The sequence below is a fragment of the Mangrovicoccus ximenensis genome (assembly GCF_003056725.1).
GTDB lineage: Bacteria > Pseudomonadota > Alphaproteobacteria > Rhodobacterales > Rhodobacteraceae > Mangrovicoccus > Mangrovicoccus ximenensis.
Genome location: NZ_QBKZ01000016.1, coordinates 192,104 through 206,003, shown reverse-complemented (window position 1 = coordinate 206,003; position 13,900 = coordinate 192,104). Strand labels below are relative to the sequence as shown.

The 13,900-nt window shown below is 67.8% G+C and carries 13 protein-coding genes and 1 pseudogene; 6 read left to right on the top strand and 8 right to left on the bottom strand.

The window, feature by feature from the left end; translation table 11 throughout:
• Positions 1–26 precede the first annotated feature (26 nt).
• From tnpB to C7T91_RS21210, 4 genes are all read right to left on the bottom strand, one after another.
• Positions 27–377 carry an IS66 family insertion sequence element accessory protein TnpB gene (gene tnpB / locus C7T91_RS21225; RefSeq protein WP_108260997.1) on the bottom strand — a complete coding sequence of 117 codons (351 nt, stop codon included), beginning with the start codon at positions 375–377 and terminating at the stop codon, positions 27–29.
• Positions 374–766: an IS66-like element accessory protein TnpA gene (tnpA, locus tag C7T91_RS21220; RefSeq protein WP_108260996.1), complete on the bottom strand. Its 393-nt coding sequence runs from the start codon at positions 764–766 to the stop codon at positions 374–376. Before tnpA ends, tnpB begins: the two co-directional genes overlap by 4 nt.
• A 731-nt stretch (positions 767–1,497) precedes the next feature.
• Positions 1,498–2,541, bottom strand: coding sequence for an IS110 family RNA-guided transposase (locus tag C7T91_RS21215; RefSeq protein WP_236638395.1), 1,044 nt, complete (start codon positions 2,539–2,541; stop codon positions 1,498–1,500).
• Positions 2,542–3,208: 667 nt separating this feature from the next.
• The gene (locus C7T91_RS21210; RefSeq protein ID WP_108260995.1) at positions 3,209–4,204 is read right to left on the bottom strand and encodes an FAD-dependent oxidoreductase; all 996 of its coding nucleotides are present in this window, start codon (positions 4,202–4,204) and stop codon (positions 3,209–3,211) included.
• Positions 4,205–4,343: 139 nt separating this feature from the next.
• Between C7T91_RS21210 and C7T91_RS21205 the strand changes: the two genes are divergently transcribed.
• Together C7T91_RS21205 and C7T91_RS33735 are read left to right on the top strand one after the other, a co-directional pair.
• Positions 4,344–5,174 carry an IclR family transcriptional regulator gene (locus C7T91_RS21205; RefSeq protein ID WP_108260994.1) on the top strand — a complete coding sequence of 277 codons (831 nt, stop codon included), beginning with the start codon at positions 4,344–4,346 and terminating at the stop codon, positions 5,172–5,174.
• Positions 5,171–6,256: an FAD-dependent oxidoreductase gene (locus C7T91_RS33735; protein ID WP_236638394.1), complete on the top strand. Its 1,086-nt coding sequence runs from the start codon at positions 5,171–5,173 to the stop codon at positions 6,254–6,256. Before C7T91_RS21205 ends, C7T91_RS33735 begins: the two co-directional genes overlap by 4 nt.
• Before the next feature lie 52 nt (positions 6,257–6,308).
• Here C7T91_RS33735 and serS read toward each other — a convergent pair.
• Together serS and C7T91_RS39790 are read right to left on the bottom strand one after the other, a co-directional pair.
• Positions 6,309–7,600: pseudogene (gene serS / locus C7T91_RS21195) on the bottom strand (serine--tRNA ligase).
• Positions 7,601–7,710: 110 nt separating this feature from the next.
• Entirely contained in the window at positions 7,711–8,211 is a 501-nt protein-coding gene (locus tag C7T91_RS39790; protein WP_407943328.1) for a pentapeptide repeat-containing protein, read from the bottom strand.
• Positions 8,212–8,221: 10 nt separating this feature from the next.
• On the opposite strand from C7T91_RS39790, the gene C7T91_RS21185 reads away from it, so the two are divergent.
• On the top strand, positions 8,222–9,772 hold the full coding sequence (locus C7T91_RS21185) for a hypothetical protein (RefSeq protein WP_330848879.1): 1,551 nt from the start codon (positions 8,222–8,224) through the stop codon (positions 9,770–9,772).
• A gap of 10 nt (positions 9,773–9,782) precedes the next feature.
• Positions 9,783–10,580, top strand: coding sequence for an efflux RND transporter periplasmic adaptor subunit (locus C7T91_RS21180; RefSeq protein WP_161556035.1), 798 nt, complete (start codon positions 9,783–9,785; stop codon positions 10,578–10,580).
• Between the two features lie 100 nt (positions 10,581–10,680).
• Here the strand turns inward: C7T91_RS21180 and C7T91_RS21175 are convergent, their stop codons facing one another.
• Entirely contained in the window at positions 10,681–11,220 is a 540-nt protein-coding gene (locus tag C7T91_RS21175; RefSeq protein WP_108261670.1) for an SRPBCC family protein, read from the bottom strand.
• 10 nt (positions 11,221–11,230) lie between these two features.
• The gene (locus C7T91_RS21170; RefSeq protein ID WP_108260990.1) at positions 11,231–11,722 is read right to left on the bottom strand and encodes a DUF3280 domain-containing protein; all 492 of its coding nucleotides are present in this window, start codon (positions 11,720–11,722) and stop codon (positions 11,231–11,233) included.
• 122 nt (positions 11,723–11,844) lie between these two features.
• On the opposite strand from C7T91_RS21170, the gene C7T91_RS21165 reads away from it, so the two are divergent.
• Both C7T91_RS21165 and C7T91_RS21160 read left to right on the top strand, forming a co-directional pair.
• Entirely contained in the window at positions 11,845–13,017 is a 1,173-nt protein-coding gene (locus tag C7T91_RS21165) for an ABC transporter substrate-binding protein (protein ID WP_407943323.1), read from the top strand.
• A gap of 9 nt (positions 13,018–13,026) precedes the next feature.
• The gene (locus C7T91_RS21160; RefSeq protein ID WP_108260988.1) at positions 13,027–13,881 is read left to right on the top strand and encodes an ABC transporter permease; all 855 of its coding nucleotides are present in this window, start codon (positions 13,027–13,029) and stop codon (positions 13,879–13,881) included.
• Positions 13,882–13,900 lie beyond the last annotated feature (19 nt).

The window sequence follows — 13,900 nt, the reverse complement described above, 5'->3', positions numbered from 1 at the left end:
AAGGAAAATCACCTGAAGCCAGAGAGTTATCCGGCCTTTCCAGGCCTCTGCGTCCAGCGCGGATTGCGCCAGTCGATCCCTTCCAGGAGATAGCCCAGCTGCGCTGCCGATATCGCCACGGACGTGCCGCCCTCGCTGACCGGCCAGATGAACTTCCCGGCCTCCAGCCGCTTGGCATAGAGCGACATGCCGACCCCGTCATGCCACAGGAGCTTGATCAGGTCGCCCCTGCGCCCGCGGAAGCAGAAGATCTCGCCGCCATGCGGGTCCCGGCCGAGACCCTGCTGAACCTTGATCGCCAGGCTGTTCATGCCACAGCGCATGTCGGTCACGCCGCCCGCGATCCAGACCTTCACCCTGGCCGGAAACGCGATCATGCCCGCTCCAGCACCGGCAGCAGCCGGGCCAGGCTGCCGGGGTCGACCCCGGCGGGCACGAGGATCCGCCGGCCGTTGGTCAGCACGATCTCGATCCGCGCGTCGGCGTCAGCGCCGCTCATCGCTCCGGCCGCCGGATCGGGCGCGATCGACACCGCCATGAACCCCTCCGGCGATGCGACAAGACTGTTCTCGCGATAGGCCCGCCGCCAGAGCGTCAGAAGCGACCGCGAAATCCCGTGCCGCCGCGCCGTCGCCGATCCCTGGCGATGGCCGCGGAAACTCTCCTCGACGATCCGGATCTTCTCCTCGTCAGACCACTCCCGCCGACGCCCGGCATCACCGGGGCCCAGGAGCTCAAATTGCGAAATAACCTTAGCGCATGCCATAAGGCATGCTCTTAGACGGGCGTCACAGACCTCGGAAGACGGCCCTCACCGCAGGGATACCATATCTCCACCCTGCTGCGGCGGCGGTAGCCGCTCCGGAGGGCGGCAGAGCCCGGGTGGCGCGGCCCGACAGCCAGCGGGACCTCCCCGGACCGATGACGGAAGGGCGCAGGCCTGCACCGCACTGGCTGGAAAGGCGGACGCGCGGCGGGAAGCGGGCGGCCATAGATGGAAACCCCGCCTCGCCGCCCCGGCGGAGCGGAAATTGCCGGCGGCTCAGCTCTGTTCCCGGCGCAGGCAGGGTCGCCGTCCCTGCGGCACAGCACCCGCTGGATCCGGAGGCTTCCGCTACGGGAACCGCCGGTTCAGGCGGCGGGCGCAGCTGCCATGGCCCTGCTCCGATCATGCCCTCGCGGCGCAAATGGACGCCCCGACCTCGGGCTGGCGCGGCTGCCCATGCGAGATTTCGGCGGGCAGAAGGATCATGTCCCGGGGCGTTCTCTAATCGCCTTGGTCAAGCGCTGATCTCCTCGCGGTCCTTCTGCGTGCCGGGCTCTTTGGTTCTCTCCGCGGTCACCGCGATGGGTGCCGCATGTTTGCGTTCAGGGTCGGGCAGATCGAAGTGCTGTGCGCGGTCAAGTCCGCTGTCCTGGGAACGATCTTGCCCTCGCCGCGCGTCCCGGCTGGACGCATTCGGGTGTGGCGAAGTCAGCGTTGAGGACCTGGGTCGTTCAGGCCGCGACCTCCTCCCGGAACGGCGTACCTGTGCGCCACATTGCATGCAGGGTCACCGCCAGCTTCCTTGCCAGCGCGACCTTCGCCTTCCGCGGTCCGGTGCGTTCCGCGATGCCCTTGGACCAGTCACGCAGGCGCGAACCGCCAAGTTTCCGGCAGTAGATCGCGTTCGCCGCCTCGAAGAGGCATTTCCTCGCGAAGGCATCGCCGCGCTTCGAGACGCGCCCATTCCGGCTGATTTCGCCCGACTCGTAGCGGCGCGGCGTCAGGCCAAGGTAGGCCCCGGCACTCGACGAACGGCGGAACCGCCCGGCATCGTCGAAAGCCGCGACGACTGCCATCGCAGTAATCGGCCCGACGCCAGGCGTTGTCATCAGCAGCCGGACGGTCTGGTGCGATCTGGCAATCGCCCGGATCCGGCGGTCCAGATCTGCGATCCTGGCCAGGACGTCCCGCCTGGCCCGCATCAGGGCCTCGAAGACGGGCACGAGTTCTGGCGAGACCGCGAGATCCCTTGCGATGATCTCTTCCGCCCGGCGCTTGAAGCCGCCGACCCGCTTTCCGAACATCACGCCGAAGGTTTTCAGGAGCCCGCGGACCTCGTTCTCGAGCCTGACGCGCATGCCGACCAGCGTGTCCCGTGCCGTCAGCAGGGCACGGTTCACATAGGCGTCGTGGCTCTTGATCTGCACCGCCCGGAACCAACCCGTCCGGACGATCTGCGCGAGGCCCCGGGCGTCCAACCTGTCGGTCTTGTTCGGCATCATCTTCAGCACGCCATTGGCATGGCGGGCATCGAGGCAGACGACCGGCAGCCCGCGCTCCGTCAGCGCATTCCAGAGCCAGACGGCCAGCGGCCCCGTTTCCATGCCGACCCGTTCGACCTCCCCGGCGTGCCGTGACAGCCATTCCGTGATCGCCTCGGGACAGGTCTGCACCTTGGCTTCGGCCAGGACGGCACCCGCGCCGTCGACCACGCAGATCGCCGTCAGGCCTTGCGAGACATCAAGCGCAGCAAATAAGTTCATCGTCGCCTCCATGTTCGGATCCCGGCTGCTTGCCGGGCTGCAACCCATCATGCACTACGACATGCAGTGGGTGGGACATGGCGATTACGCTAAGTGGTGGTGTAGCTTTCGGTGTCCATTCGGTGAACGCCACCGGTTCGACAGAACCGGGGGCGCCCGGATGGCCAAACTGATGATGGAGCTGCGCGCGCTCATGGCAGAGGTGGCGGCTAACATGAATCGCTGGTGCGCGCCATGGCGACTCCGCGTTGCGCGCCCGCCTTGGCTGTGCGCACGTCCGCCTAAGTGTGGCGCCAGCAAGCCTCTGCGCGGCGACAGGCGGCCGCCGCAGTCGGCTGGAAAAGAGCTGGGTGGAGGCGCTCGGGATGCTGAGGGCGAGCGGCAGGTTCCGCCCCTCGGCGTCGCACGGTCTCATCCGATAAGCTATCGTCCCCAGCGCCAAGGTTCCGCGCTGCCGCAAGGCTGCTGAGAGCCCCTTTTCGGGCGTTCGTACGCCGTGCAGCATTGGTCGAGGTGGACGGACAGCCGACTTTTCCTTGCTCAGCGCATGGATGACCAAAAAGTGCCCTTTGCAAAATTTGATCAGGAGGTCACGGCTGGCAGCCTGATGCTCTGGTTTTCGGTGACGCGGGCGACGGTTTCGAGAGACATATATCTTTGTGCCACGGCCCATTCGCCATCAGGCTGACTGCCTCGCTCGGTCGGGAAGATCTCTGTGCGTGGCGAGCAAAGCAAAGCTCAGTTTCGCTAGCCACGATTTTCCATCAGTGGGAAGGGCCCGCGACCCACTAGCCTCTTTTCCAGAGCTATGGCTGAAAATGGGTGATGGGGCCTGAGAGCGGCCGAAGCCGCCGGTGGCGAGGATCACCCCGCCCTTGACCGCGACCCTTGCCGTGCGGCCGCCCGCGGAGAGCTGGAGCCCGGTGACCTCGCCCGCATCGCTGTCGAGCGCGGCGACCGAGGTGCTGCGCACCAGGTCGATGCCCAGATCCATCGCCGTGTCGATCAGCCGCCCGATCAGCGCCGCGCCCATCACCAGGCGGGCATGGCGGCCATAGCGGGCGCGGTCATGCATGTAGCGTGCGACCAGCTTGGCCACATGCAGGAACGAAGCCGGCGACTTGTAGCGGTTCAGCAGGTGGCCGATGTCGATCCGGTCGATATTCATGCCGCCCAGCACGGTGAATTCGGCGATCGGCGGGCGCACCAGCTCGCGCAGCTTGCCCATCGCGCGGGTGTCGTAGGGCACCGGCTCGATGGCGCGGCCGTTCAGCGTCGGATGCGGATGGTCCCATTCATAGTCGGGATGCTTCGGACAGGGCCGGAAGGCGACCTTGGTGCGGTCCTCCAGCGTGGCGATGGCCTCGGGGGCGGCGTCGAGGAAGGCCTCGCGCATCGCCTTGTCGCCGAAATTGCCGACCGCGCTGTCGAGGAAGGCCGAGACATCGGCGCGGCTGTCGCCGCCATTCACCGTGGCGCCGGTGCGGGTCATCGGCGCCCAGACCGTGCCGCCCGACAGCGCCGAGGTGCCGCCGACATGGTCCGTGCGCTCCACGACCAGGACCTTCGCGCCGTCGAGCGCGGCAAAGACCGCCGCCGCGAGGCCCGCCGCCCCCGAGCCGATCACCGCCACGTCATAGACGGGGGCCGCGCGGTCGATGGTGATGTCTGGCATGGGCTCCTCCTTTTCCCCGGCGAATCGCCGCCTGTCCTCACCATCTCAAAAAATGGAATGAACTTCCACTTTTTAATTTCCTTCCTTTTTTGATTCCTATTCGATAACGTAACCCCATCGCGGAACAATGAGGACGACCATGAGCAGCGCATTGGAGAAGGGACTCTCGGTGATCAGCTTCCTCGCGGAGCATCCCGACGGGGCGGCCGTCACCGATATCGCCAAGGCTCTGGACCTGCCGCCCTCGGGGGTCCACCGCCTGCTGAAGGAACTGGAAACGCTGGGCTATGCCCGCCAGACGCGGAATCACGGCGATTACTGCCTGACGCTGAAGCTCGCGACCTCGGGACTGAGCTTCCTCGCCCGCACCGGCATCCCCGATCTCAGCCAGCCGATTCTCGACCGGCTGGCGCAGTCGACGCGGGAACTGGTGCGGATGGCATTGTCGGACGGCGAGAAACTCGTCTGGGTCGGCGTCTCGCAGGGCGCGACCTCGGGGCTGCGCTACGACCCCGAGGCCGAGCACGGCCAGGTCATCCACCTCGCCTCCGCCGCAGGCGGCCAGGCCTGGCTGTCGGGCATGACCGATGACGAGGCAATCGCCGCGGCGATGCGCCAGGGACTGGAGAAGACCGGCGGATCGGGGGTCTCGGCGCCGGGCAGCGTCGCCGAGCTGATGAAGATCATCCAGACCGCCCGCAAGGACGGCTACGCGCTCAACGCCAACAGCTTCATGCTGGGCATGGCGGCGATCGCGGTGCTGATCCGCCATCCCGAGACCGGCGTGCCGATCGGCACCGTCTCGATCGCCGGGCCGGCCGCCCGAGCCACTCCGGAACTGCTGCGCGATTTCCTGCCCGAGCTGCAGGAGACCGCGGCCGAGCTGGCCGAGGCCAGCCGCGCCGGGCGCAATTTCTCGCGCTGGTATGCCCCGGAGTCTCCGATGGCACAGCCCCAGAAGAAGGCATGACCGACATGAGCCAGACCGAATCCCGTCCCCAGGACGGCGCCGGATACGACCTGCTGGTGGTCGGCTCCGGTGCCGGCGGCCTCGCCACGGCGGTGACCGCCGCCCATCTGGGCCTGAAGGCCGCGGTGCTGGAAAAGGCGCCGGTCTTCGGCGGCACCAGCGCCTGGTCGGGCGGCTGGCTCTGGGTGCCTCGCAACCCGCTGGCCACCGAGGCCGGGATCGACGAGCCGCTCTCCGGCCCGATGCAGTATCTCGCCGGGATCATGGGCAACCGCGCGGGCGATCCGCGCATCGCCCAGTACCTCGAGACCGGCCCCGAGGCGATCCGCTTCTTCCGCGACGAGACCGAGGTCGACTGGATCGACGGCAACCTGGTGCCCGATTTCACCGACAGCCCCGGCGCGCTCGGCGGCGGCCGCTCGGTCTGCGCCGCGCCCTATGACGGCCGCGCGCTCGGCCCCTGGATCAAGCGGCTGCGCCCGCCCTTGGGCGTGATCTCGCTCGCGGGGATGGGCATCGCCTCTGGCAAGGACATCCGGCAGTTCTTCGACGCCACCCGCAAGCCCGGCGCCGCGCTCTATGTCGCGGGGCGGCTCCTGCGCCATGGCCGCGACCTGGCGCTTCACCGCCGCAGCATGCGGCGATCCGGCCATCCTCCGCCAGTGCGGCGGCGCTGTCATGGTAGAAGGCGGAGAGGCCGAGGATCTTCACCGGGCAATCCGCCCGGCCAGCCGGGGTTGGCGCGGCGGCGGCTGCCAGAAGCTTTCGGCCTCCGGCGCAGGCGCCAGTCGGAGCGGATCGCGGCGGAACCGCCGCCACAGCAGCGCGCCCGGCCAGAAGGCCAGATAGTAGAGCCCTGCCATCGCGACCGTCACGGCGATCCGCATCGCGGGCTCAGAACATCGGATAGATATCGGGGTCCTCGCCTTTCAGGCGGCGCAGCTTGGCGCGCAGCCTGTCGAGCCTGGTCTGCTGCGCCGGTTCCGCCGCTTGGGGCTCGGCGGCGGGGTCGTGCTGCGGCTCTTCCGCCGCTCCGGACTCGGTTCCGTCCAAATCGCGTCCTCCCCTTGACCAATGGTTAACTGGTACAGGGGAGGACGCGCCGTGTCCAAGCTTTTCGGGACGCGCCCGGCCTCAGGCCAGCGTGCCCTCGGGCGTCAGGCGGGTCTTGCCGCCCAGATAGGCATGCAGCGCCTCGGGAAGCTCGACGCCGCCATCCTCGGTCTGGCCGTTCTCCAGAACCGCGATCAGCGTGCGTCCGACCGCCAGGCCCGAACCGTTCAGCGTGTGCATGAATTCCGGCTTGCCGCCCTCGGCGGGACGGAAGCGGGCATTCATCCGCCGCGCCTGGAAGTCGCCGCAATTGGAAACCGAGCTGATCTCGCGATAGGTGTCCTGGCCGGGCAGCCAGACCTCGAGGTCATGGGTCTTGATGGCGCCGAAGCCAATATCGCCCGAGCAGAGCACCACGGTGCGGAAGGGCAGGGCCAGCCGCTCCAGGATGTCCTCGGCGCAGGCGGTCATGCGGTCATGCTCGGCGCGGCTCTCGTCCGGCTTGACGATCGAGACCATCTCGACCTTCTCGAACTGGTGCTGGCGCAGCATGCCCGAGGTGTCGCGGCCGGCGCTCCCGGCCTCGGAGCGGAAGCACTGGGTATGGGCGACCATGCGGCGGGGCAGGCTGGCTTCTTCGACGGTCATGCCGTTGACGGTGTTGGTCAGCGTCACCTCGGCGGTCGGCACCAGCCACCAGCCTTCGCGGGTCTGGTAGCTGTCCTCGCCGAATTTCGGCAGCTGGCCGGTGCCGTAGAGCATCTCCTCGAGCACGAGGACCGGCGTCCAGGTCTCTTCCAGCCCGTTCACGTCGACATGGGTGTCGAGCATGAACTGCGCTAGCGCCCGGTGGATGCGCGCGACCGCGCCCTTGAGCACCACGAAGCGCGAGCCGGAAAGCCGCGCGGCGGTCTCGAAATCCATGCCGGCCTTGACGCCCGCGATCTCGAAATGCTCGACCGGCTTGAAGGCGAAGGTCTTCGGCGTGCCGATCCGGCGGAGTTCCTTGTTGTCGTTTTCGTCGGGCCCTCGGGCACCTCGTCCGACATGATGTTCGGCAGCGTCATCAGGAGGTTGCGCAGCTCCTCGTCCTCGGCCTTGGCCTCGGCTTCGAGCTTGGCGATCTCTTCCTTCTTGGCGGCGACGAGGGCGCGCAGCCGCTCGAACTCGGCTTCGTCGCCCGAGGCCTTGGCCTTGCCTACTTCTTTCGAGGCAGCGTTGCGCTCGGCCAGCGCGGCCTCGGCGGCGGCGATCTTGGCACGGCGGTCGGCATCGAGGGCCAGCACCTGCTCCGAGACGCCCGAGAGCCCCCGGCGGGCCATGGCGGCGTCGAACTGGGCAGGGTTGTCGCGGATCATGCGGATGTCGTGCATAGGGGCCTCCGGGGGTGGTTTGCCGGTCTCCTAGACGATCCCGCGGCCAGCGCCAAGGGCAGGATGGCCGCGGTCAGAGGCTTGAACTTCTTTGGATAGGAGATGCACGGTCAAAGGTTAACGGATTGATACCAAATACTACGTTGGAACTGTACCCATTCCCGATAGAAGTCGTCACGCCTTTGCGGGGCCACCCAATGCTGCGGATGCGGAAAATCCAGTTTTACGAATGTGTCTTCGAGAACTTTCTGGAGGTCATGTTCATCGATAGACAAGCGTCTGAGATCGCAATCTCGAAAGGCCGCGCCCCGTAAGCTGTTTTTGGAGAGTGACGATTTTGTATTCTCGTCCGCATCTTCCGGCCGTTGATGACGGAAGATGCCCCCAAGAAGAGAGCTTTTGAAGTTCGCACCTTGGAAATTTGTGCCGCGAAGTTCAGTGTCGCGGAGGTCAGTATTCTGTAATTGGCAGCCGATTGGCGAAGCTTGCCACAAGTTGGCTCCTCGGAGCTCTGCACCACCAAGTTCGGCGCCATCGAGTCGTGAGCGCGCAAGCCGAACGTCGGAAAAAGCGCCGTCACGGAGATCGGCACGTGGCGTTGTTGGACAAATCAGCTGATGACTGCAGTCTGCGGCGCTGGCCGCCGCAGCGTTGCTGCGCGGCCAGGTTGCGATTGCCGAGGAGGCCGAAGTGCGCCGCGCCGCCCTGGCCGTTGCCGCCCTGGCCTTCGCCCGGCAGGGGCACCGCGTACACCTCCTTTTCGCCGTCCCGGCGATGGCGCAGGAATTCCGCGATGCCGCGGCAGCCTTTTTCGCTGCGATGAAAATGCCGATTGCCGCCATTCCCGAAGATGCGCCGAACGACTTGCGGCGCAGATGCTATGGCGCGCCGGTCGTGGCGGCCGGCATCCTGCAGGTGGCCACCGACCACCTCCGCGACAGCCGGGCGGGACTGACCCACCGGTCCGGAGCCCGGTATCTGGCGCATGTGCTGGCGGATGGAACCGCCGCGCGGCAGGCCCATCTCTGCGGTCCGCTCGGCGTGGTGCTGGTCGACAGCTTTGCCGATGTCGCAATGGAAGCCGCGGGGCGCCCCGTGCATCTCAAGGACGAGGTCGACCTCGTGAACGAAGCCAGTGTCGCGGCCGAAGCAATGATCCTGGCAATGCGGATGCGCCGCGGCACGGATTTCGACCTGGCCGGGCTGGGAGACGCTGCCCTGACCGCGGAGGGCAGGCGACGCGCCGAACGCCTTGCACTGTCCTTCGGCCCGGCCTGGGCAGTGGCAGCCTGGCGCGAGAAAACGATTGGGTCCGCGCTGACCGTCCTTCACGGGATGAACCAGCACAAGGATTACGCGATGATCAACGGCGTGCCCAAGCTGTCCGACCCGGCTCGTGCAGAGCGCCTGTCGCGGGGCAGCCTCGTTTCGGCCGCAAGCCTGGTCCAGGCCAAGGCGGGCGACCGGGATCCTCGGAGCGAAATCGTCAGCGAAGTGTCGCTGAGCCGCGTGCTGAACCGCTACCGCCACCTGGCGGGCGTCTCCGCGCCGGCTCCGGGCCTCGGCCGCGCCTTGTGGCAGGTCCATGCGCTGACCGCGGATCGCATCGCTTCGTTGCGGCCAGTCCGCCGCGGCAAGGTCCTGCTTGAGCCCCATGCCGATGACACGATGCGCTGGCGCCGGATAACGGAGCGGGTGCGTGACCTGAGTGCAGGCGGCGGCAAGGTGGCGCTGGTCGCTCCCTTCGCTTCGCCGTCGCAAGAGGCCCTCCTGTCCAGGCTGCCCTCCGAACTGCGCGCTGCCGCGAAAATTGCCGTCAGGGCCGAGGAGATCGAGGACCTGCTCGCCTCCGGGGACATGCCTGTGCTTTTCGCCGCTGCCGAGACCGCCCGCTGGCGGGTGCCGAAGATGGATGCCGTCTGGCGCGCCCGGCCGGGCGCCGATATCGAACTCCATGCGGCCTGGGACGATCCTGCGATTGCTGCCGTGCGCGGCCAGTTCGGCTTGAAGCTGCGCAAGCGCCTCCATTGGCCGTCCGCGCGGCTCGTGGCTCTGGCCCTGTCGCATTCGGACCGGCTCGAACGCCGCGCTGCGGCCCGCTACCGCGCCGCGCGGATGCGATGGGAAACGGCCATGGAACAGGCCTTCGGATTCACGGGCAACAATGACTAGGCTGACCATCATGAAAACCCTGCCAACCGCCTTGCTCGCCATCCTTGCGCCGCCGGCACTTGCCGCGCCGCTGGATTGCACGGTCCAGCCGTCGCTCAAGGTCGCCGTCACCACCGCCGTGGACGGCATCCTGCAGGAGGTGCTGGTCAGCCCGGGGGAGCGCGTCGCCGAAGGTCAGGTGCTGGCGCGGCTGAAGTCCGAAGTCGAAGCTGCCAACCTTGCCATTTCGCGCGCCCGCGCCGCGAACCGGACCGCGCTGCAGACGGCAGAGGGGCGGCGCGAGTTCTACGAGAACCGGCTCGACCGGGCGCAGCAGCTCTTCGACCGCAAGGCGACCACCGCAGAGGCACTGGAACGTGCCGAAACGGAGTTCATCATCGCCAGGAACGAACTTGAAACCGCGCAGAAGGACCTGGAATTCGCCGCGCTCGAAGTGAACCGGGCCAAGGCGGTCCTGGCGCTGAAGACTGTCCGCAGCCCGTTCGCCGGCACAGTGGTGCAGCAGACGCTCGATCCGGGGGCGCTGGTTGCCAACGGGGCGATCATCCTGGAACTGGCCAATCTTTCCACACTCACCGTGCACGCGTTCGTGCCGGTCGAGTCCTACCCGATGGTCATGGCGGCGGCAGGCGCAACGGTGTATCCGCAGGCGCCGTTCGACACGCCGATCGCCGCCGAGATCAGCCTTGTCGACTCGGCTTTCGACATTGCCAGCGGCACTTTCGGCGTCGAGCTGACCTTGGAAAATCGGGATCACCGCCTTCCGTCAGGACTGCGCTGCACCCTGGAGTTTGAAGCTGGAAACTAGATTGATGTCCGGTCAGGGGCGCTGATGGGCGCTGTTGCACAAATCAACTGATGACCGCAGTTCCGGAAGCGCGGCGAGGCAGAGCAGGGCGGCCCGGAGGCTACTGCGCCGCACCGAACCGCTCGGTCAGCGCGTCGAGCCCGGCCTGGTAGACGGCGGTCACCGCGGCCAGCGCGGCTTCGTCGTTCAGCTCCGGGGGCGGATCGTTCAGCGGATCGCCGCGGTAGAAGGCGCCGCGCCATTCGATCTGCGAGCCGCCGCCGTCGAGCGGCTTGACCGTCAGATGCGAGGAATAGTTGGTGACCGGCAGCACCGCGACATCGACCTGATCGATGCGGTAGGAATAGGTCATCTTGGCGTCGTCGTACTTGTAGAGCAGCTCGTCGATGGTCGGACCGCCGTCTTCGCCCAGCACCAGCTGGCGGGTGGCGTCGATCTCGTTGCCGCCCTCACCGGTGGTCGAGAAGATCGCCGGATGCCAGCCCATGTCCTGGAAGTTGCCGATCACGGCCCAGACCTCGGCCGGGGCCGCGGCGACCTCGGTCGTCAGCGTCACTTTCTGCCGCGACGGGCCGTGGGCCAGCGCCATGGCGGGGATCAGAAGCCCCGCCACCAGCGCGAGTATCCTTGGAATGCGCATCATGCCTCCCTCATTCCTTGAAGATCTCGGTATTCAGTATGTAGCGGATGCCCCTTGACCAGGAGTTATCCGTGTTGGAGCGGATGTCGACGCTGCGGCCGCGGACCATCCGGCCCTCGCCGGTCTCGCGCAGCACCAGGTTCATCGACAGGATCAGCTCGGACACCTTCTGCACCTCGCCGACCGCGACGTAATCGGCGCCGAGCTTGCGCGCCATGCGCACGTCGCAGCCATAGCAGTTGGCCGGGTTCGCCACCCGGTCCAGCTCTTCCGCGACGGGCGCCAGATCGACGAGCTCCAGCCCTTCCTCGGCGAAGCGCGCGCGCACCTGCTCCTCCAGCATGGCCTTGCGCGCGGTTTCTTCCGGGCGCAGCGGCAGCGGCGAGGTGTTGATCAGATGGATGCCCAGGAACGCCACGGTCGCGCCTTTCTCCGGCGCGGGCCCGGCCAGGGCGGCACCGGCGGCGGCAAGGGAGATTAGCAGGGCGGTCACGCGGAACATGGCGGCATGGTAGCGGTCACAGGGGGTGCGGCAACTCGGCCAAAGGTATAGGTTGGGTTCGCGAGGCCCGTGGCGCAGTCTGCATGCCAAGGGATCCCGGGCTTCCGGGAAGGGAGGACAACTTGAAACTGCTTGCACCGCTTTTTGCGGCGATGCTGGCCATGCCGCTACCTGCGGCAGCTGCCGATTTGCGCGCGGCCGTGCTGCGCGTCGACTATCCTTCGCAGGCGCCGATTTCGCGTTTCGACGAGATGCCCGGGGATCTCGGCTTTGCCGGGGCCGAGCTGGCAATGGAGGACAACGCCACCACGGGTGCGTTCCTCGGCCACAACTATGCGCTGGAAACCGTGTCGGCGCCGCCCTCGGAGGCGGAGGCCGCGCTCGACCGCCTCCTGGCCGAGGGCATCGAGTCGGTCGTCGTGCTGGCCGACGGGGCCGACCTTCTGCGGCTCGCCGACCGGGCGGGGCCGGGGGTGCTGATCCTCAATGCGCGGGCGCGCGGCACGGGGCTGCGGAGCCAGGATTGCCGGGCAAACGTCCTGCATGTCACGCCCTCGGCCGCGATGCTTGCCGACGCGGTCGTGCAGTTCGCCGCCTGGAAGAAATGGACCAGCCTCTACATGATCCGCGGCTCGAACCCGGCGGACCGCGAGCTGGCCGATGCCTATCGCCGGGCCGCCGCGCGCTTCGGTGCCCGCATCGTCGAGGAGCGGGAATTCGAGGACACGGGCGGCGCGCGGCGCACGGACACGGGCCATGTGCTGGTGCAGCGCCAGCTGCCGGTCTTCACCGAAGGGGCGAAGCGCCATGACGCGGTGATCGCCGCCGATGCCTCGGATGTCTTCGCGCCCTATCTGCCGTTCCACCTTTGGGACCCGCGTCCGGTGCTGGGCTCGGCCGGGCTGCGCCCGGTGACCTTCCATGCCGCGCACGAGGCCTGGGGCGCGACGCAGTTCCAGCGCCGCTTCGAGGCGCTGACCGGGCGCTATGTCCGCGAGGAGGATTACGACACCTGGCTGGCGCTGCGCGTGCTCGGCGAGGCGGTCACCCGCACCGGCAGCGCCGATGCCGGCGAGATGCGCGGCTACATCCTGTCGGATGCGTTCGAACTTGCGGCCTTCAAGGGGCAGAAGGTCACCTTCCGCAGCTGGAACGGCCAGCTCCGCCAGCCGATCCTGCTCTTCGACGGGCGGATCACGGCCAGCGTTTCGCCGCAGGAGGGCTTCCTGCACCAGAGCTCCCCGCTCGACACTCTGGGGCTCGATGCCCCCGAGTCCCAATGCGACGCCTTCTGAGGAGGAGAGATGAGGCGAGTGTTCCTGACGGCCGAAGCGCGGCGCCCCGGGGCGCCGCCGCTCGTGAAACTGGCCGAGACCTGGCTGCCCGGCCTCCTCGCCTGGAGCCTGCTCGCCTTCCTCTTCGTGCCGATGCTCGTGGTGGTGCCGGTGGCCTTCACCGACCGCAGCTACCTGTCGATGCCCGCCGACGCGCTGTCGATGCAGCATTTCGCGTCGCTGGCCGATCCCCGCGACGGCTGGCTGGCCTCGATCGGCGCGAGCCTGGCGATCGGGCTGGTCTCGAGCCTGCTCTGCACCGCCGCCGCGGCGGCCTTCTCGATCGGCGCCTGGCTGCATGCCGGACGCTGGCCCTCGCTGCTGCGGGTGATCCTGCTGTCGCCGCTGATCGTGCCGCCGATCATCTATGCGGTGGGGATGGTGCGGCTCTGGTCGTCGCTGTCGCTGCTCGACACCTGGGCGGGAACCGTCATCGTCCATGTCATCCTGGCGATGCCGCTGGCGGTGCTGGCGATCGGCGGGTCGCTCGGCAATCTCGACCCGGCGCTGGTGCGCGCCGCCCGGTCGCTCGGCGCGCGGCCCGGCACCGTCGTGCTGCGGGTGATCCTGCCGAACCTCAAGCCCGGCCTCGCGGCCTCGGCCCTGCTGTCCTTCATCGTCAGCTGGGACGAGATCACCGTGACGCTCTTCATCACCTCGCGCAGCGTGGTGACGCTGCCGCGGCGGATCTGGACCTCGATCAACGACAATGTCGATCCCGCCATCGCCGCCATCGCCACGCTGATGCTGCTGGCAACGGTGCTCGGCCTCGCGCTGCGCATGGCCTTCCGCGACCGCAGCCGCCCGCCCGGCGCGCAGCGCTGATCCCTCTCCCATTCCTCTC